Source organism: uncultured Sphingomonas sp. (genome assembly GCF_964250165.1).
Classification (GTDB): Bacteria; Pseudomonadota; Alphaproteobacteria; order Sphingomonadales; family Sphingomonadaceae; genus Sphingomonas.
Genome location: NZ_CAXUEK010000054.1, coordinates 1 through 18,041, shown reverse-complemented (window position 1 = coordinate 18,041; position 18,041 = coordinate 1). Strand labels below are relative to the sequence as shown.

Here is an 18,041-nt window from a genome sequence, read left to right as displayed (position 1 = left end):
AGCCGGAAGGTGATGGGAAAATGCAGAAAGCATTGATCCGTCGCTGACGGCTCCGTGCGTTGCAGCAGCGACCGCGCGATCACAGCTGAAAGGAATGCCAGAATGTCCGATAGCATCACCGTGCCTCGCTCGTCCGAGGCGGGGCGCAGCAACTTGCGCCGGCGCCCGCCGTTCAACGCCCGGCCCGTCTGCGCCGCGGGACGCGAGAGCCGGTCCACCGAAGGGCCATATTCGACGCATTACACCGCCCACCGCCAGCTACCTGTATATCAACCGCGTCGCCGGCAGCGACCGGTTCGGCAAGGTGCCGGACGGCTATGTCCCTCGCGGCGATCTCGTCGCCGCCGGGCGCTGCCATCCGCAGAAGCTGCGGCCCCGGCTGCGTTCCGGCGATACGCTGTGGCGCGATGCCGACGACGCGGCGGCGCTCGAGGGACCGCGCGCGATCACCGCGATGCATATCGTTGCCGACCTGCCGCCAGAGGCCGATCCGGCGCGCTGAACCTGGCTGGTCGAGCATTACGCCTACCGCCATCTGGTTGACAAAGGCATGATCGTCGACTGGGCGATCCACGCGCCCAAGGGGGCGAACGGCATCCTGCCCGGGCCGCCTCACGTTCACCTGCTCGCCACGGCGCGGTTCTGGCGTCCCACCGGCCGGTGCGGGTCGCGCCAGTGGCAATGGCTTGCCAATGCCGACCAGATCCGCACCGCCGAAGATGACTGGTTCCGGGTCATCGGGACGCGACCCGCGCTCGCCGCTTGATCCTCTCCGCCTACTCACGTCTCCGACGCCGTCGCTCCCCGGAGCGGCGGGCGTTCGTCATTCAGGGAACAAGATATGTCCTTCTACCACCTCAATCCCAACCGCCGCGGTGAGCGGCTCGCCCGCAGGCTCGAACAATTGGGTGACTACCGCGTGCTGCGTCGCCTGCCGCAGCCCGAAGAGATCTGGTGCCGGTCAATGCCCATCCCGAACAACGTCATGAAGCTTGGCATCGTGGATTGCGAGACGACCGGACTTGATCCGGAGCGGCACAAGATCATCGAGCTCGCCATCGGCACCCTGTCGATCGATCTCGATGCCGGCGACGTGGTCGACGTGACGCCGCCGCAGTCCTGGCTGGAAGACCCGGCCGAGGATCTATCGATCGAGATCGAGCGGCTGACGCACATCACGTCGGACATGCTGATCGGCAAGTGGATCCCCGACGCCGAAGTCGTAAAAATCGCTTCGCGGGGTCCAGGTGATGGTGGCGCACAACGCGCGCTTCGACCGCGGTTTGCTATCCGGCGTTTTCCTCAGTTGGCGAGCTTGCCCGGGGCTTGTTCGATGGCCGAGGTCGACTGGCCGGCTCTGGGCTGGAGCGGCGGCCGCAGCATTGCTGGCCTGTTGACGCAGGCGGGGTTCTTCCTGCCCGATGCCCACCGCGCGGCTGCCGACGTGTGGGCGACCACATGCCTGCTCACCTCGGCGGCAGGAGATGGACGGTCGGTCGCGGCCCACCTCGTCGACACCGCCCGCCGCGTCACTCACCGGCTCTACGCCAACCGGGCGCCGTTCGAGCACAAGGACGTGCTCAAGGCGGCTGGCTATCGGTGGTCGCCCGAACGCCGCGCCTGGTGGATTGAGGGCGACTCCGAACGGATTAACAATGAAGCTACGTGGCTACGGCAGTTATCCGGAACTATTCACCCGCAAACCGAGCAAGTGACTTGGGTTAACAGGCATCAGTGATGCATCACGGGCTTGCTTCATAGATCGGCCTTCACGTCGGCGACGTTGCCAGGCGTCAGCATCAGCGCGTAGCTATCACGACTGAGCGTCCGCCTGGGCAGCGCCATGATGCCGGCAGTGTTAACGAGGACGTCGAGGGGTGGTCCTCCTCGATCATCCGGGCAGCGAGCATATGCACCGAGGCGAGGTCGGCAGGTCGAGCACGCTAGTGACGAGGCGGGCGCCCGGGACTTCGCGACGGATACAGGCAGTCGCATCCTCTCCCTTCGCTGCCGAGCGGGTCGGCAGCGCCACCTCGGCCCCGGCGCGCGCCAGCTCGAGCGCGGTGTGCCAGCCGATGCCGCTGTTGGCGCCGGTGACGATCTGACCCACAACCAGCCGTTCAGCGGCCAGCAATCGCCGCCCGGAACCAGACGCTTGTTCATCTCAATTATGCAGGTGTTGCGCGCAGCGTCATTAGGCCGTGCAGCAACGCTGAAGACCGATGGACTACGCCGAACCTGTCCGGAACCAGGCCGCCGCCGACGAACTCGACAGCCCGTTACTACCCGCATCCTCCTTGCGAATCAGGATATGATGTATCATTGCCTGCTGGACAGGATAGTGGGCAAGGGCCAATTCCGGGATGACGGGGAGCACGACAAGCGTCGACTGGGTGGAGCGCGTCGCGATCGGCGCATCGGCCGCCTGCCTGGCGCACTGCCTCGCGCTGCCGATCCTGATGGCGGCGCTGCCCGCGCTCACCTCCGTTCTCGCCGTCCCGGAGAGCTTCCACCTCTGGGTGCTCGGCCTGGCAGCGCCTGCCGCTCTGCTCGCGCTGCTGCAGGGGCGGTCACGCCATGGCGAGCTGCTACCCTTGGCGTTGGGCCTGTGCGGGCTGTCGCTCATGGCATTGGGCGCTCTCGTTCTAGGCGAGACCTGGGCCGAGACGCCGGTCACCGTCGCGGGAAGCGTGCTGCTGGCCGGCGCGCACGTGATGAACTGGCGCAGGCGTCATGCCTGCGGTTGCTAGCGACCGACGGCCCGACGGCTGGCTGAGACGCCGGCTCGCCGAGATGATCGACCGCGCGGATCGGCCGCTTGGCGCGGTCCGTCTAGCGGCCATGCTGAACGGGGAAGGGGAGAGGCTGAAGCAGCCGGCCGTGTTCCGCGCGCTTCAGGAGCTGTTCGTCGCCGGAAAGCTGAAGCGGGTCGAACTCGCGTCAGGCTATCTTCCGCCGGGAGACGAGGCGGCGGGTGTTGCGCTATGCAGGCGCTGCGGCGCCTATGCCGCCCTCGAGGGCGCGATCGACGCCAGCGAACTGCGCGCGATCGCGCGCCGGCGGGACTTCAGCGCGACCAGGCTGGTCATCGAGGTCGAAGGCCTGTGCGAGACCTGCAGCGCGGCGGGGGAGGAATAGTCAGGATCCAGCGGCCATAGTGCAGACTGTCGACAGGACCGCCTCGCCGATTGTGCCCTCCACCACGGGAAGGGCCGCAGCGGCCGACTTGCCCTGCCGGACGATGCGATCATCCGCATCCCGCGCATCGTATGCCGCCAATCGCCAGGTCCTGGCCCGGCAGTCGACCTCCTCGTCCTGGTAAACGAGCACGATGGGGCCCGCGATCGCGCCGGGCGACCCGATGCGCACCCGCGCGGTGCGTCGGTCGCCCGAGACCCTCACGCTGCTACGCTCGACGAAGACGCGCAGCCGCGAGTCGGTCACGCCGACGGGCGCCCAGGCGCCGACCGCGTCCGGAGAGGCCGCGAGCAGGAGCAACGGTGCCACCCCGTCAGCGGACCTGCGCGCCCGTCATTCGGAAGAAAAGACCGTTGTCGCCGTTGTTCTCCAGCCCGAACGTCCCGGTCACGTTCACCAGCTTGGAAGAAAAGGCGATCGGCCTCGCCGTGCGGACTTCGACGACCTCGTTGGGTTCGCCGGGTGGGCAGAACGCGCAGACGGGGGTGTATTTCGAGAGGAGGAAGTGGTCGCCGTGCGTCGCCGCGTCGAGCGGCATGATGAAGCCGGGCAGCGTCAGCATCCTGCCCACCAGCGCCTTCACCGCGGGCGGGTGGCTGGCGGTGAAGATGCCGCGCGCATCGTCCTCCGCGATCCTGGTCGTCCTGAGCGTCGCCCAGAGCGGCGAACGTCCCTGGGGCAGCGCGGCCTGCGCCGTCCGCTCGCCCGCCCCCTGGACCTGACCCACCGCCGGCTGCCATGCCGCGGCCGCTGCGACCAGCGCCAGCGCCAGCGCCATTCCCCTTCTCATAACTTCCTCGCCTCATCCAGCTTGAAGAAGAGACCCTTGCCGCTCTCCGTGACGAGGTGCAGCGTGCCCTCCACGGTGATGGGCGACTGGGTGTAGGCGACCGGCTTGGTCGTGAAGACCTCGATCGCCTCCGTGGGCTCGTTCGGCGGGCAGAACGGACATCCGGCGCTCCGCCGGGTCAGCACGAAGTGCGGCGACGTGGTGCTCGCATCGACCGGCAGCATGTAGCCGCTGATCGAGAAGGAGGATCCGTCCTCCTTCTTCAGCAGCGGCGAGAAGGTCGCCCGGTACACGCCCTTGGCCTCGTCGGCGGTCACCCTGGCGTCGTGGAAGAACACCCAGCGGAGGTCGTCCTCGTGATCCAGCGTCCCGTTGCCATTGGGCCCCCAAGTCGCGCTGCGCGCCGGGGTAGAACTGGGCCACGGCGGGAACGGCTGGGAGCGTCGCCAGCGCGAGCGCCGAAATGATCCTCTTCATGTTCAACTCCTCAGAACCTGCGCGGGTCGCAGGCGGTAGGCCGCAACCGATGGAACGATGGCGGCGAGCAGGGCCAGCAGCATCGCGGCGAGCACGATCAGGGCATCCGCCGCGCCCACGGGCGGGAGCGCCAGCGCCGGGCCGCCATGGCCGGCGACGGCCTGAGCCGCAACGCTCGCCGCGACCCGGCCCAGCGCCAGTCCCGCGACGCCGCCGACTAACCCGAGCAGCAGCGCCTCGACCAGCACGAGCCGCAGGAGAAGCCCCGGTCCGCTACCGAGCGCGCGCAGCAGCGCCAGCTCGCGCCGCCGCTCGCCCACCGCCGTCAGCAGCGCCACGAAGAAGCCCAGCGCCGACAAGGCGAGCAGGCCGATGCCGAACCCGCGCAGCATGTCGCCGCCCGTGCCGAGCAGTGTGTTGAGGCGGTTCAGCTCCAGCGCGGGCACCGCGGTCTGCGCGTTGGGCTCGCGCTGGAGCAGCCGCGGCACCATCAGCGCCCCCATCACCGAGCGGTAGCGGACCAGGACGGCGGTCACCTGCTGGCCGACCGCAGGGTAGAGATCCGGCCCTTCGTCGCCGCGCGTTTCGCTGGCGAGCGCGGCGGCGTGCTCCGCATTCTCGTGCTCGTGGACCTTCCAGACGCTGCTGATGTCGGTGATCGCGAGCCGGTCGATGATCGCGCCGGTGGGGGCGAGCACGCCGACCACCTTGTAGGGCGTGGCGGTGTGCTTCTCCCCGCCCCGCGCGAGCCCGTGCTCACCGACGAAGCTGTCGCCGATGCCGAGACGCTCTTCGCGCGCAACTTCCGCGCCAAGGACCGCCTGGAGCGGCTGCTTCCAGAACGCGCCGCTCGCCAGCTTCGCGCCGTACAGGCTGGCATAGGCCGGGCTAGTGCCGACGATGCGGTAGCCCGAGATGTTATCGCCGAGCGACAGCGGCACCGCATCCTTGACCAGCATGTTGTGCTGGAGCCGCGTGAGCACGGAGAGCGGGATGTTGCCCGTCGGCTGGTCGATCTCGAATACGGTCGACAGGATGATCTGCAAGGGGCTGCCCTTGCCGCTGACCACCAGGTCGATGCCCGCCAAGTCGCGGTCGAACCGCCTGCTCAACCCCGTGTTGATCGCGAGGAGCGCGACGACCACGGCGACGCCCAGCGCCAGCGACAGCATGTGGAAGGCCCAGCCGAGCGGCTTGCGCCGGATCGACGCCCAGATCAGCCGAAACGTCATGCCGCCTCCGCCTCGACCGACTGGCCGACGCGCGCCCGCACGCGCGCGTCGTGGGTCGCGACCACCAGCGCCGCGCCGCTCTCACGGGTCGCCTCCAGCAGCAGGTCGATCACCGCGGCCGCGGCCTCGTCGTCCAGACTGGCCGTGGGCTCATCGGCGAGAATCAGGCGCGGGTTCATCAGCGTCGTGCGCGCGATCGCGACCCGCTGCGCCTCGCCACGGCTGAGCGTCTCGGCGCGGGCCCGCGCGCGATGGCCGACCCCGAGACGTTCGAGCAGCGCGACCGCACGCGCGCGGTCGGGCCGCGCTCCGCTCGCGAAGGGAGCGAGCAGCATGTTGTCGACCGCGCTCAGGCCCGGCACGAGGTGGAGATCCTGGAAGACAAGCCCGATGTGCTCGCCGCGATGACGGTCGCGGCGCCTCGGCGGCAGGCCGGCGAGGTCGACGTCGTCGAGGCAGATGGCTCCGTCGAGCCGGTCGGCCAACCCGGCGATGGCGAGCAGCAGCGTGGTCTTGCCCGCGCCCGAACGGCCACCCAGCATCGCCGCCCCGCCCGGCGCGACGGAGAGGTAAGACACCTTAGAGATCGACCGGCCGCGATAGCCCGCAACCAGCCCCTTCGCGACCAGCCCCGCCGTCATCGGCAGCGCGCCGCCCAGTCGCGCAACTGGTCGGTGCCGAGCAGGCCGAGCTTGCGTCCGCACACCTGCCCCTTCGCATCGAGCGCGACCGCGATCGGCAGCGCCGATCCCGCGCCGCCCCAGCCGTCCAGAACCGCGCGCGGCGGGCGCGCGTCCGCATAAGCGCCCTCGAGCGGCATGCTGCGCTCGATCAGCAGCTTGCGCGCGACGTCGGCCGGGTCGATGGCGAGCGTGCGTATCGGCAGCGGCGCGGCCGCGGCGGCAAGGCGCGGCAGCCGCTGCACCTCGGCTTTGCACGACGCACACCAGCTCGCCCACAGCACCACGATCGCCGGCCCGGCCAGCGGCGCGCCGGCCTCCGTCACGGGCCGCGCCTCCGCGGCAGGGCTGCCGGCGATGGCGGCAGCGGCCAAGATCAGCGAGAAGAGCACGAATCCTCCGTCGGTGAGACTATGAGTGATACTATATCGTTACCCGATTGCCTCGTCACCACGCCGCGTCCTACCGCAGGAAAGCGTCGGCTTGGCGAGCCGCCGCCCCACCCAACCGGCTTCCAACGACTTGCGACCCTACCCGGCAGCCTCTAACCCTCGCGAGACAATGTCACCCAACGGCAGAGGAGCGGGCGGAGTTGAGGACGCGCAAGTGGATGCCCTTGCTCGCAATCACGGCGGCCGCCGCCACGGCGCAGACCTATCAGCCGCGCGAGACCTTCGCGCCGTTCGACATGGGGCAGGCGGTGAACGCGCAGCGCGGCGCCGACGGCCTGCCCGGCCCTCGCTATTGGCAGAACCGCGCCGATTACGCGATCCACGCGACGCTCGACCCGGCCACACACGCAATCGCCGCGACCGTGACGATCGCCTACACGAACAATAGCCCGGCGACGCTCGACGTGCTGTGGTTGCAGCTCGACCAGAACATCTACAAGCCCGGCTCGCGCGGGATGCTGACCGGCGGCGGCAGCCGCGGCGTGGGCGGATCGACCGACGGGATGACGCTGGACGCGGTGAGCGTCGCGGTGGCCGGGCGGGCCGCCACGGCGGTGACGCCGCTGGTCACCGACACGCGCGCGCAGCTCCCGCTTCCCGCGCCGCTCGCGCCCGGCGGCAAGGCGGTGGTGACGATCCGTTACCATTATACCGTGCCTGCAGCGCCCTGGGGCGGCCGCACATCGTGGGGCAAGACGAAGAGCGGCGCGGAGGTGTACGACATCGCGCAATGGTACCCGCGCCTGGCGGTGTTTGACGACATCCGCGGCTGGGACACCGCGCCCTATCTCGGGCAGGAGTTCTACCTGGAATATGGCGACATCGATTATTGGGTGACGCTGCCCGCGGGCATGACGGTGGCCGGATCGGGCGCGCTGCAGGACCCGGCCGAGGTGCTGAGCCCGGCCGAGCGTCAGCGCCTCGCGCGTGCGGCCGCGAGCGACGAGACGGTGACGGTGCGCGGGCCCGACGATCTCGCCGCAGCGCCGCGGGCGGGCACGAAGACCTGGCACTACCGCATGACGAGCACGCGCGACGTCGCTTGGAGCGCTTCAAGCGACTTCATCTGGGACGCCGCGCGCATCCGCCTGCCGGGCGGCAGGTCCTCGCTGGCGATGTCCTATTACCCGCCCGAGAGCCAGGGGACGGTGAAGTGGGGCCGCTCGACCGAATATGTGAAGGACACGGTCGAGCGCATGTCGGCCCGCTGGTATCCCTATCCATGGCCCGCCGCGATCAACGTCGCGGGGCCGTCGAGCGGCATGGAATATCCCGGCATCGTCTTCGACGGGCCGGAGGACGCCGGCAAGACGCTGTTCTGGATCACCGCGCACGAGATCGGCCATTCCTGGTTCCCGATGATCGTCGGCTTCGACGAGCGTCGTCACGCCTGGATGGACGAGGGCTTCAACACCTTCATTGACACCTATGAGTCCGACGACTTCAACCACGGTGAGTATGCGCCCAAGCGCGACAGCGAGTTCGCACCCGGCGGCGGCAACCCGGTCGATGAGATCCTGCCGGTGCTCACCGATTCAGACGCGCCGCCGATCCTGTCGCGCGCCGACACGGTGACGGAGCAATATCGCCACCCCGTCACCTACTTCAAGTCGGCACTGGGGCTGAAGCTGCTGCGCGAGGACATCCTCGGGCCCGAGCGCTTCGACCCTGCCTTTCGCCGCTTCGTCGCCGCCTGGGCGTACAAGCACCCCAAGCCGGCCGACTTCTTCCGCGCGATGGAGAGCGAGGCGGGCGAAGACCTGAGCTGGTGGTGGCGCGGCTGGTATCAGCAAAAGTGGCAGATGGACCTGGCGGTCGCAGGCATCGAGCAGGCGAGGGACGGGTCGGTGCAAGTGCGGGTGGAGGCGCGCGACAAGCTGGTGATGCCCGCGACGCTGCGCCTGACCTATGCCGACGGACACACCACCGATGTGCGGCTGCCGGCAGAGACCTGGATCAGGCAAGCCGCGACCGCGGTGCCGGTGCCCGCCGGCCACATCGTGCGCGCCGAGCTGGACCCCGACCACCGCCTGCCGGATCGTGACCGCAAGAACAATGTGGCGATGGCGCGCTGATGCGACGGCGAACTTTCACGCCTGTTGCGCCGGCGCTCGCCGGCACCGTCCCGGTCGCGACCTCGGCGGAGCCCGCCTGGAACCTCTATGCACGCCCCGGACGCACGGTTCGGATCGAGGAGGGTCGCCCTCTGAATTTGCGTTGCACGGGGCGGGGTCTGATGACCTTGCTGCTCGAGTCAGGGCTGGGCTTCCCTAGCTAGAGCTGGAGGAGGGTTCAGCCGGCGCGGCAGCTGTTTCGAGACTGATGTTGAGGAATGCAGTCGGGCGACACGTGGCTGCCCCGCTGCCGCTATCACGGCCGCTTCGAAGCGGTCGCGCTCCGCCGAGAGCGTCGCGTCGGTGGCGCGTGCCAATCGGCGGCCATGGCGATCACGGTCCGGCTGGCGGGATCGACGAGGATGCTCTGGCCGAAGATGCCCCGCGCGGCGAAGCGACCTCTGCGGTATGTCCACCAGAGATAGCCATAGCCGTCGCCCCGCGCGTCGATAATGCTGGTCGGGCGCGTGGCTGTCGCGAACCATCCGGCAGGGACGATGCCGTCGCCGCCTTCGAGCGCGAGCTGGCCCAGTCGCGCCATGTCCCGCAGTGTCATCGACAAGCCGGAACCTCCCGCGTCCCTGCCTTGCGCATCGGTCAGCCAATAGGCTTGGCGGGCCATCCCGTATGGCCGCCATATCGTCTGGGCGAGGTAGGTCGCGAGAGGACGCCCCGTAGCCCCCTGCACGAGAGCCCCGACCAGGTCTGTCTCGCCCGTGTTGTAGGCCCAGCGTTCTCCCGGCCGCGCCGCGCGGGGGAGCCGCCGCATGTAGGCGACGGTGCGATCCTCGCCGGCTGGCGGCCTGTAGCCATACAGGCCGACGACGTCGGAGAGGGGGTCCGAGTAATCCTCATTCCATCGCACGCCCGAAGTCATGGTGAGCAGTTGCGCGATCGTGACGCCGTCGTAACCGCCGCCCCTGAGTTGCGGCAGGTAGTCGGTGGCCGGATCGTCGACGGATCGGATATAGCCGTCCCGTATCGCCGCTCCGGCGAGGATCGAGGTGACCGACTTCGTGACCGAGAAGGATGTCCACCGGGTGTGCGGGCCGGCGCCCTCCGCGTAGCGCTCGAGCCGGACGCGCCCGGCCTGCAGCACGATCAACCCGGTGGCGTGCGCCGATCGGATGAAGGACGCCACCGCTCTGGCGTCGAGAGAGAGGTGGCGGCCCCGCGTCAGCGGGCGCGCGTGTTGTCCCGCAGGGATCTCGTGCCCGGTGTAGAAGCGCTCCATCTGGGCGAAGCGGACATCCCGTGCAGCCTGAGCAAGGAAGAGTATGCCTCCGTCGATCGGCCGCCGCGGTTGTTCGGTGAGGCGGTCCGCCGACGCGAGAGCGGGGGTCGCCGGCCCGACCGCGAGCAGGAATAGCGCGATCCCGGCGATCGACGCGGCCAGTCGGTTCGACGCGGATCGCGTCGCGCTGGGGTGGACGTTCGCCGTCGCCCGGCTCACCGACTAGCGAACGAGGCTCGTGGTGAGCGCGATCAGGGCGACGCCGACCAGGCTTGCGGCGGTCGTGCGCGGCCGCGGGTCGAGGCGGTAGCTGCGCGGCAGCAGCTCGCCTACGCCGATGTAGAGGAAGGCGCCTCCGAAGCCCGCGAGGACAAGCGCAAGCGCGCCGGACGAGACCTTCAGGGCCAAACCCAGTACAACGCCGATGAACGGCGCGGCGGCATTGGCGACCAGCCAGCGGCGCGCCGCAATCTCGGTGCGCGACGACAGGCTGAGCGTGACCGTGTTCACGCCGTCGGCGAGGTCGTGACTCAGCACAGCGGTCGCGACCACCCACCCCATGCTGGCGCTCGCCTGGAAGGAGAGGCCGATGCCGAGCCCATCGATCAGACTGTGGAGCGTCAGCGTGGCGGGCGCGAGATGGCCGCGCCAACCCTTGGCCGACGGCTCCGTGCCTCCCGTCCCGCGGTCGAGCAGCATGTAGCAGGCGAGCCCCGTCGCCACCGCCACGCTGAGCCACCGGCCGCCCACCGTCGGCGCGCCGAGCTCGATCGCTTCGGGCAGCAGGTCGAACACGGCGACCCCCAGCACGACGCCGGCGGTCAGCCCGAGGATGAGCATCAAGCGATGCCGCCAGCGCAATGCCACCAGACCGCCCAGCATTGTCGCCAGCGACGCCGCCAAACCCAGGAGCAACGGCGTCGTCACGGTCATCGCGTCCGTCTCCTCGCGCTGCGCATTGCTCCTCGGCACAACGGTCGCGCCGCGCCTTGAAACCCGCGGTATCGGCGCCGGTGGGAGGGAGATCCACCGGCGCCGCCCCTGTTAGACCGCTGGCGAAGCCCTGCGGAGCGCCCCCGCGGCATCCCGATCACAGATCCTTCGACAGCCCGACGAAGAAACCTCGCCGCGGACCATATTGCGGAGCGCCGACGCCGACACCCGAGCCGTCGCGAATCTCATATACATGATCGCCGATGTTAATAACGTCGAACCGGATACCAATCCCGGGGTTGGCGAGGTGGTAGCTCGCGGTGAGGTTAACCTGCGCGTAATCGGGCAGCTTGCCGCCGTTGGGGACGCCGCCATCGGTGCGCAGCCCCGAGCCGTACAACGCGTTAGCCCCGAGCTTCAGCCCGCCCAGCATCCCGTCGGGCAGCGTATAGGAGATGCCTCCCGAGGCCGTGTAGGTCTGATCGTGGTCGAGATAAATGTAATTGCGCGCGATCTGGCCCAGCTCGGTGGTCGGGTCGGAGGCCGGCCCTTCGAAGTTGAACTGGCTGGAGGTCACGGTGGTGCCGCGCGCGATCGCATAGGCGAAGTTGCCATACACCAGCAGGCCGTGCGCGGCGTAGCTGGCGTTCGCCTCGACGCCCTGGATGCGGCCGCGGCGATAATTGAACGGCGTGAGCACGATGGGCGCGCCGAACTGTCCCTCGTCGATCAGGTTGCGCGAGCGCCGATAATAGCCGTCTACGCCAAAGGTGAACGCGTCGCCCAGCTTCTGCTGGAAGCCGAGGTCGAAGTAATTCTGCCGCTCGGCAAATGGCGTGGTGTTGAGCACCTGACCGGTTTCGGGGTCCGGGGTCGCACCCGCGCTGGTGCCGTTGAACTTGTTGATCGAGGTGGTCGCGACCAGTTCGAAAGGCGGCGGCGAGAAATAGCGAGCATAGCCGGCGTGGATCGTCGTGCCGCCCTGCTGAAAGACGAGGTTGGCGCGCGGCGAGAGCCCGCTTTCGCTGCGATAGCCGCTATAATGGTCGAAGCGGCCGCCGAAATTGAAGGTCAGCACCGGCAGCAGCTTCAGCTCGTCCTGCAAATAGACGCTCTCCGTCACCTCGGTCTGGCCGCTGTTGTCGGCGATGGTGAACGGCTCGCCGACCTGCGCGCCCGTATCGGGGTCGAGCGCGAACACGCTGGTATTGGTCCGCGTCGTGCCGCGATCGCGGGTGACGATCACGCCGCCACGCACCGTGTTCGCGTCGCCCAGCTTGTACACCGCGTCGAGCTGCCCGCCAAAGGTGAAGTCGCGCTTGTAAGCGTTCTGTGCCTGACCGTTGAACAACAGCTCGCCAAGGACATCCGGCCTGTATTGCAGCGACGAGTAGCGGGCGAACAGCGACGCCTGATAGGTCAGCGGGCCCGAGTCATGTAGGAACGCGAATTGGCCAAAGGCGGTCTTCTCGAGCTGGCGCTCGTTGAGGTTGTCCGAAAGGAAATCGGTCCGTCCGCCAACCGAATAGGTGCCGTCCGGCTGCAGTCCGCGCGGGTTGGGGATCTGGAAATACTGGTTTGAGTAGCCGCCCACAAACGACACCCGGTTGTTATCGTCGAGGATGTGATCGAGATAGGCGAACGTCTGATACTGATCGGTGCGGTCGTGCAGCGGCGTGTGTGACGCGTCGACGCCCTCGATGCCACGATCGCTGCGGCGATAGTCGCCGGTGACGAAGAAATTGGTGTTGCCGCTGTGCCCGCCATACTCGATCGACGGCTCGATCGTGTTGTAGCTGCCGCCATAGACCGACACCGAGCCGCCATTATTGAACAGCCCGCTCTTGGTGGTGATGTCGATGATCCCGGCCGAGCGCAGCCCGTATTGCGCCGGCAGGGCGCCGGTCAGCAGGCTGAATCGCTCGACGATGCGGGGGCTGAGCGTCTGCCCGAAGACCGCGATGCCTTCGGGCAGGATCACGCCGTTTATGCGGTATTGCAGGTTATTGTGATCGTCGCGGACGTGGAACTGGCCGAAGCCGTCCTGCACCACGCCGGGCAGCTGCAGAATGACCTGGTTGAACGGCTGGTTGTCGCCGCCGGGCAATGCCTGGATCGTGTCGTTGGTGATCGTGTAGCTCGTCGCACCGAGCGCGGGCTGGATCGAGGCGCGCGCGTCGTCGAGACGCTTCGCCGTGACGACGACGTCCGAAGACGCGTTCGGCGCGACCTGGCTTGGTGCGGAATCCGTGCGCCCTTGGCCGGATACCGCGCCATTCTGCGCCGCATTGGGATCACCCGTCGTGCTGACCTGCGCGGCCGCGCCGCTCGCCGCCAGCGCGATCGCGCTCGCCCCGGCTAGAATTCTGATCATCAACTGCTCCTCTGATCGCCTTGGCCGCATAGATGAGCAAGATACAGTATATCAATACCCGTTCGGCTCCCTTTAGCGTCGGCTGGCCGGAACGGAGCTTGCTGTTGTCCATCAGCAACACCGCCGCGGGCGCTCTGGCCGTTGATCGAGCGCACGCGCTGGCGAACACGCTCCAGCTCCTGCGCGTCCACCAGGTCGGTCTTGTTGAGCAGGATCACGTCGGCGAACGCGATCTGCTCCTCGGCCTCGTGGCTGTCGGCCAGCCGCGCCTCGACGTGGCGGGCGTCGACGACCGTCACGATCGCGTCGAGACTGGCGCGGGCGCGCACGTCATCGTCGACGAAGAAGGTCTGCGCGACTGGCGCGGGGTCGGCGAGGCCGGTCGTCTCGATGACGATCGCGTCGAACGCATCCTTGCGCTTCATCAGCCCTTCGATGATGCCGATGAGGCCGCCACGCACGGTGCAGCAGATGCACCCGTTGTTCATCTCGAATACCTCCTCGTCCGCGTCGACGATCAGGTCGTTGTCGATGCCGATCTCGCCGAACTCGTTGACGATCACGGCATATTTGCGCCCGTGGTTCTCCGAGAGGATGCGGTTCAGGAGCGTGGTCTTGCCGGCGCCGAGATAGCCGGTGAGGACGGTAACAGGGATGGTCGGGCCGGCAGACATGAACGACTCCGGGATACAATGTATCCTCCGCATTAGAGCGTTCGCCGAGCAGATCAACAGCTGGATTAGGGTGGAGGGGTATGGTAATCCGTATCGATGCATACCACAAGGCAGAGGGAGAGATTGCTCGCGCGGGTGCGGCGGCTGCGCGGGCAGATCGAGGGTATCGAGCGCGCGATTGAGAATGAGGAGCCCTGCGGCGCGGTGCTGCACGGCATCGCGGGTGCCCGCGGTGCGCTGGCAGGGCTGATGTCGGAGGTGGTCGAGGATCATGTGACCTCGCATCTGGTCGACGCCGACGAACACCCCAAGGCCCTAAACCGCGATGCCGCCGAAGAGCTGCTCGAGGTGATCCGGACGTATCTGAAATGACCCGCCAGGATGTCACGAGGGCGCCCCGCTACGACCATGTGTATCTCGGCGCCGGCCACGAGCGGAACGAGCGCCGCGCCTGGTTCGTGATCGCGCTGTGCGGCGCGATGATGCTGATCGAGATCGCTGGCGGCCTCGCCTACGGCTCGATCGCACTCGTCGCCGACGGGCTGCACATGTCGACGCACGCGGGGGCGCTACTGCTGGCGGCGCTCGCCTACACGTTCTCCCGCCGCTACGCGCGCGACCCCCGCTTCAGCTTCGGCACCGGCAAGCTCGGCGACCTCGCGGGCTTCACCAGCGCCGTCGTGCTGGCGATGATCGCGCTGTTGATCGGCTGGGAGGCCGCCGCGCGGCTCCTCGCGCCGGTGCCCATCCGCTTTGGTGAGGCGATCCCGATCGCGGTGCTGGGATTGTGCGTCAACATTGCGAGCGCGTGGCTGCTCGGCGGCGGCGACCACCATCACGGCCAAGGCCATGGTCACCACCACGGCCACGACCATCACGGCCACGGCCGCCCTGCGCACGGGGGAGACCACGCGGACGACGGAAGCCACCGGCTTGAGACGTCGGTCGGTCTGGCGTCGTTGACGATCCACGAAGAGGGGGCACCCCCGCGCTTCCGGCTCGCCTTCGACCTGTCCGAGAGCGACCCGGGCCCGGCGACGGTGACGACGGTGCGGGGCGACGGCTCCAGGCAGGCGTTCGCCCTGGTCCCGCGCGACGGCTATCTCGAGAGCGAGGCGGCGATCCCCGAGCCGCACGCGTTCACCGCCCTCCTCCACGTCGCCGGTGGCGAGCACGAGGCGCACTTCGAGGAGCACGACCACGCTCATGGGGACCACCACCGCGACAACAACATGCGGGCGGCGGTCGTCCACGTGCTCGCCGACGCCGCCGTCTCGGCGCTGGTGATCGTCGGGCTGGTGCTCGCGCGGCTGTTCGGCTGGCTATGGATGGACCCGCTCGCCGGCATCGTCGGCGCGTTGGTGATCGCGAGCTGGTCATGGGGGCTCGTGCGCGACACCGGCGCGATCCTGCTGGACATGACTCCCGACCGCGAGCTGGAGCAGCGGCTGCGGCGCGGCGTCGAGGCCGAGGGCGATCACGTCGTCGACCTACACCTGTGGCGGCTCGGGCCCGGCCATCTCGGCGCGATCGTCGCGGTCGAGACCCGCAAGGGCCGAACCGCCGACTTCTACCGCGAGCGCCTAGGCCGGCTCCCGTCGATCTCCCACCTCACGGTCGAGGTGACCAGAGCGACATGAGCCGCGCCGTCAGGTTGCTGGTCGCGTCGCTGGCGCTGATCGCCGCACCCGCGCAGTCGCGCAGCGTCGCCGTCACTGTCGACGACCTGCCGCTGTTTGGCGCTTACGCGCCCCCTGCGGAGGCGGAGAGGATCACGTCAGACCTGCTGCGCGGCTTCAGGCGCAACCACTGGCGGGTGACTGGGTTCGTCAACGAGGGCCAGCTGGAAGGTCCCGACCGCGAAGAACGGATCGGCCTGCTCCAGCGGTGGCTCGACGCGGGCGAGGACCTCGGCAACCACACCTATTCCCACCTGTCGCTGACAAGCACGCCGGTCGACGACTACATCGCCGACGTCGTGCGCGGGGAGTCGGTGACCAAGGTTCTGCTCGCACGGCGCGGCCGTCGGGAACGGTGGTTCCGTCACCCGTATCTGGAAACCGGCCCGACGCTGGCGATCCGCGACCGGTTCGAGCGCTGGTTGAAGGACCACGGCTACCGGGTCGCGCCGGCGTCGATGGAGAACTCCGACTGGCAGTTCGCCGATGCCTACGATGCCGCCGTCGCCATGGGCGACGCGACCACGGCGTTGCGAGTGCGCGCGACTTACCTGGACTTCACCAGGCGCACAGTGGCTTGGTATCGTTCGGCCGGCCGCGGGCTGCTGGGGCGCGAGCCCGCGTTCGTCCTGCTGCTCCACGCCAGCCGGCTCAATGCCGCGAGCGTGGACGAACTCGCCGCGATCCTTCGCGCCAACCGGTTGAAAGTCGTGCCGCTCGACCGCGCCATGAAGGACGCTGCCTACACGATCCCGGACCGGTATGCCGGACCTGACGGAGACGAGTGGCTGATCCGGTGGGCGAACACGCTGCACCACGATCTGCCATACGACACCCTGCCGCAGGTGCCAGCGGCCATCGCGCGGAGCGCGCCGGACGCGCGGTGACCGTTTGGGAGCGGCCGAAGCCGGTCGTCGCCCACCAACCGACCCCCCGCGCTTGGACCGACTGATAGTAATAATAACATTTCAAATATGAGCGGTCGTGGCGTGAGCGAAATTATGCACGACTTCCAAAGGGCTTGCGCACCTTTCGGTCAGATCGAAACGCCAGCAACGCGGCATCCAAGTTATTTGGAGCCGCTGGGCTAACCGTGACGTTCTAGAGCAAGTTTCGAGCTGACTGATTCAGCAGGGATTCCCAAGATGCCTCTGATCTGATTCAAGCTGCATACCGGCACGGGAGGTCGGGCATGCATGACCAGAGCGTTGTCGGTGGATCTTCGTAAGCGCGTGATTGCGGCTGTCGAGGAAGGTGTGTCGTGTCGTCAGGCGGCGGCACGCTTCGGGGTGAGCGCATCGAGTTCGATCCGCTGGCATGCGCTGTCGAGGACCGTTGGGGACGCGACGCCCAAGCCGCAGGGCGATGATCGCCGCTCGGCAAGGATCGAGGCGCATGCCGCTCTGGGGGCGCTGGAGCGCAAGTCCGACATCACGCTGGCCGACCTGCGTACCGAGCTTGCAGGGCATGGGATTCGGCGTCAGCGTCGCGGGCTTGTGGCGCTTCTTCAAGCGTCGCTGGATCACGCTCAAAAGACCGGGCATGCGGCCGAGCAGGATCGCCCCGATGTCCTGAGCCGCCGCGAGGCATGGTTCGAGGGCCATCTCGATCTCGACCCGCACACGCTGGTGTTCATTGACGAGACCGGCGCCAGCACCAAGATGGCTCGGCTGCATGGACGTGCGCCACGCGGCGAGCGGCTGCGGGCAGCGATCCCGCACGGCCACTGGAAGACCACCACCTTCGTCGGCGCGCTCAGACTGAGCGGCATGACCGCGCCGATGGTGCTCGATGGCCCCATGACGGGAGAGTGTTCCTCGCCTACACCCAACAGGTGCTCGTGCCGACGCTGCGGCCCGCTGATGTCGTGATCCTCGACAACCTGCCAGCCCACAAGGGCAGTGCCGTCCGGGAGGCAGTGGAGGCAGCAGGCGCCAAACTCCTCTTCCTCCCGCCATACTCGCCCGATTTCAATCCGATCGAGAACGCCTTTACCAAGCTCAAGACGCTGCTGCGCAAGGCCGCTGCCCGCACCGTCGACCACCTCTGGCGCGTCATCGGCGAATGCCTCGATGCGTTCACCCCAGCCGAATGCGCCAACTACTTCGCCGCCGCCGGATATGACACTCTGATCGAAAAGTGGTCTAGCATCGCCACGGGGTCGTCCCAATCGTCGGACGGCGCCAGTTCGAGAGCGCTGCTGT

General features: G+C 68.2%; 21 protein-coding genes and 1 pseudogene. 10 read left to right on the top strand and 12 right to left on the bottom strand.

All coding sequences use genetic code 11. The features are described 5' to 3' along the window. Positions 1-218: hypothetical protein (locus ACFE64_RS11245; protein ID WP_375392554.1), on the bottom strand; the 218-nt coding region annotated here is incomplete at its 3' end. A gap of 86 nt (positions 219-304) precedes the next feature. Here ACFE64_RS11245 and ACFE64_RS11240 point away from each other — a divergent pair. The 3 genes from ACFE64_RS11240 to ACFE64_RS11230 all read left to right on the top strand — a co-directional run bounded on the left by ACFE64_RS11240 (position 305) and on the right by ACFE64_RS11230 (position 1,738). Next, the gene (locus ACFE64_RS11240) at positions 305-502 is read left to right on the top strand and encodes a hypothetical protein (RefSeq protein WP_375392553.1); all 198 of its coding nucleotides are present in this window, start codon (positions 305-307) and stop codon (positions 500-502) included. A 6-nt stretch (positions 503-508) separates the two neighbouring features. Then, a complete protein-coding gene (locus ACFE64_RS11235) occupies positions 509-766 on the top strand; it encodes a MobA/MobL family protein (RefSeq protein WP_375392555.1) in 258 nt (85 codons plus the stop codon). Between the two features lie 75 nt (positions 767-841). Beyond that, positions 842-1,738 (top strand): exonuclease domain-containing protein, encoded by an 897-nt coding sequence (locus ACFE64_RS11230; RefSeq protein WP_375392552.1) that lies wholly within the window; start codon positions 842-844, stop codon positions 1,736-1,738. A gap of 153 nt (positions 1,739-1,891) precedes the next feature. On the opposite strand, the gene ACFE64_RS11225 is transcribed toward ACFE64_RS11230, so the two are convergent. Continuing rightward, positions 1,892-2,110 (bottom strand): SDR family NAD(P)-dependent oxidoreductase, encoded by a 219-nt coding sequence (locus tag ACFE64_RS11225; protein WP_375392551.1) that lies wholly within the window; start codon positions 2,108-2,110, stop codon positions 1,892-1,894. Between the two features lie 253 nt (positions 2,111-2,363). Here ACFE64_RS11225 and ACFE64_RS11220 point away from each other — a divergent pair, with 253 nt between their 5' ends. Continuing rightward, positions 2,364-2,750 carry a MerC domain-containing protein gene (locus ACFE64_RS11220; RefSeq protein WP_375392550.1) on the top strand — a complete coding sequence of 129 codons (387 nt, stop codon included), beginning with the start codon at positions 2,364-2,366 and terminating at the stop codon, positions 2,748-2,750. 43 nt (positions 2,751-2,793) lie between these two features. Continuing rightward, the gene (locus ACFE64_RS11215; RefSeq protein WP_375392549.1) at positions 2,794-3,138 is read left to right on the top strand and encodes a hypothetical protein; all 345 of its coding nucleotides are present in this window, start codon (positions 2,794-2,796) and stop codon (positions 3,136-3,138) included. Here the strand turns inward: ACFE64_RS11215 and ACFE64_RS11210 are convergent, their stop codons facing one another. The 6 genes from ACFE64_RS11210 to ACFE64_RS11185 all read right to left on the bottom strand — a co-directional run bounded on the left by ACFE64_RS11210 (position 3,139) and on the right by ACFE64_RS11185 (position 6,769). Then, positions 3,139-3,498, bottom strand: coding sequence for a surface-adhesin E family protein (locus ACFE64_RS11210; RefSeq protein WP_375392548.1), 360 nt, complete (start codon positions 3,496-3,498; stop codon positions 3,139-3,141). Positions 3,499-3,511: 13 nt separating this feature from the next. Then, positions 3,512-3,988, bottom strand: a complete 477-nt coding sequence (locus ACFE64_RS11205; protein WP_375392547.1) for a DUF3299 domain-containing protein — start codon at positions 3,986-3,988, stop codon at positions 3,512-3,514. Then, the gene (locus ACFE64_RS11200; RefSeq protein ID WP_375392546.1) at positions 3,985-4,326 is read right to left on the bottom strand and encodes a DUF3299 domain-containing protein; all 342 of its coding nucleotides are present in this window, start codon (positions 4,324-4,326) and stop codon (positions 3,985-3,987) included. The genes ACFE64_RS11205 and ACFE64_RS11200 overlap by 4 nt, the downstream gene beginning before the upstream one ends. A 141-nt stretch (positions 4,327-4,467) precedes the next feature. Beyond that, positions 4,468-5,697: an ABC transporter permease gene (locus ACFE64_RS11195; protein WP_375392545.1), complete on the bottom strand. Its 1,230-nt coding sequence runs from the start codon at positions 5,695-5,697 to the stop codon at positions 4,468-4,470. Then, entirely contained in the window at positions 5,694-6,338 is a 645-nt protein-coding gene (locus tag ACFE64_RS11190; RefSeq protein WP_375392544.1) for an ABC transporter ATP-binding protein, read from the bottom strand. Before ACFE64_RS11190 ends, ACFE64_RS11195 begins: the two co-directional genes overlap by 4 nt. Further along, a complete protein-coding gene (locus tag ACFE64_RS11185) occupies positions 6,335-6,769 on the bottom strand; it encodes a TlpA family protein disulfide reductase (protein ID WP_375392543.1) in 435 nt (144 codons plus the stop codon). The genes ACFE64_RS11190 and ACFE64_RS11185 overlap by 4 nt, the downstream gene beginning before the upstream one ends. Before the next feature lie 218 nt (positions 6,770-6,987). On the opposite strand from ACFE64_RS11185, the gene ACFE64_RS11180 reads away from it, so the two are divergent. After that, positions 6,988-8,904, top strand: coding sequence for a M1 family metallopeptidase (locus tag ACFE64_RS11180; protein WP_375392542.1), 1,917 nt, complete (start codon positions 6,988-6,990; stop codon positions 8,902-8,904). Between the two features lie 295 nt (positions 8,905-9,199). On the opposite strand, the gene ACFE64_RS11175 is transcribed toward ACFE64_RS11180, so the two are convergent. The 4 genes from ACFE64_RS11175 to ACFE64_RS11160 all read right to left on the bottom strand — a co-directional run bounded on the left by ACFE64_RS11175 (position 9,200) and on the right by ACFE64_RS11160 (position 14,215). After that, the gene (locus ACFE64_RS11175; protein ID WP_375392541.1) at positions 9,200-10,396 is read right to left on the bottom strand and encodes a serine hydrolase domain-containing protein; all 1,197 of its coding nucleotides are present in this window, start codon (positions 10,394-10,396) and stop codon (positions 9,200-9,202) included. Positions 10,397-10,399: 3 nt separating this feature from the next. Further along, positions 10,400-11,149 (bottom strand): ZIP family metal transporter, encoded by a 750-nt coding sequence (locus ACFE64_RS11170; RefSeq protein ID WP_375392540.1) that lies wholly within the window; start codon positions 11,147-11,149, stop codon positions 10,400-10,402. A gap of 118 nt (positions 11,150-11,267) precedes the next feature. Beyond that, on the bottom strand, positions 11,268-13,484 hold the full coding sequence (locus ACFE64_RS11165; RefSeq protein ID WP_375392539.1) for a TonB-dependent receptor: 2,217 nt from the start codon (positions 13,482-13,484) through the stop codon (positions 11,268-11,270). Beyond that, positions 13,484-14,215 carry a CobW family GTP-binding protein gene (locus ACFE64_RS11160; protein WP_375392538.1) on the bottom strand — a complete coding sequence of 244 codons (732 nt, stop codon included), beginning with the start codon at positions 14,213-14,215 and terminating at the stop codon, positions 13,484-13,486. The genes ACFE64_RS11165 and ACFE64_RS11160 overlap by 1 nt, the downstream gene beginning before the upstream one ends. A 66-nt stretch (positions 14,216-14,281) precedes the next feature. On the opposite strand from ACFE64_RS11160, the gene ACFE64_RS11155 reads away from it, so the two are divergent. The 4 genes and pseudogenes from ACFE64_RS11155 to ACFE64_RS11140 all read left to right on the top strand — a co-directional run. After that, on the top strand, positions 14,282-14,530 hold the full coding sequence (locus ACFE64_RS11155; RefSeq protein WP_375392537.1) for a metal/formaldehyde-sensitive transcriptional repressor: 249 nt from the start codon (positions 14,282-14,284) through the stop codon (positions 14,528-14,530). Continuing rightward, complete coding sequence (dmeF, locus tag ACFE64_RS11150; RefSeq protein ID WP_375392536.1) at positions 14,527-15,798, top strand: CDF family Co(II)/Ni(II) efflux transporter DmeF; 1,272 nt, start codon at positions 14,527-14,529, stop codon at positions 15,796-15,798. Before ACFE64_RS11155 ends, dmeF begins: the two co-directional genes overlap by 4 nt. Then, positions 15,795-16,724, top strand: coding sequence for a polysaccharide deacetylase family protein (locus ACFE64_RS11145; protein WP_375392535.1), 930 nt, complete (start codon positions 15,795-15,797; stop codon positions 16,722-16,724). The genes dmeF and ACFE64_RS11145 overlap by 4 nt, the downstream gene beginning before the upstream one ends. Positions 16,725-17,033: 309 nt before the next feature. Continuing rightward, positions 17,034-17,962 (top strand): annotated as a pseudogene (locus tag ACFE64_RS11140) (IS630 family transposase); the annotation flags it as partial. Positions 17,963-18,041 lie beyond the last annotated feature (79 nt).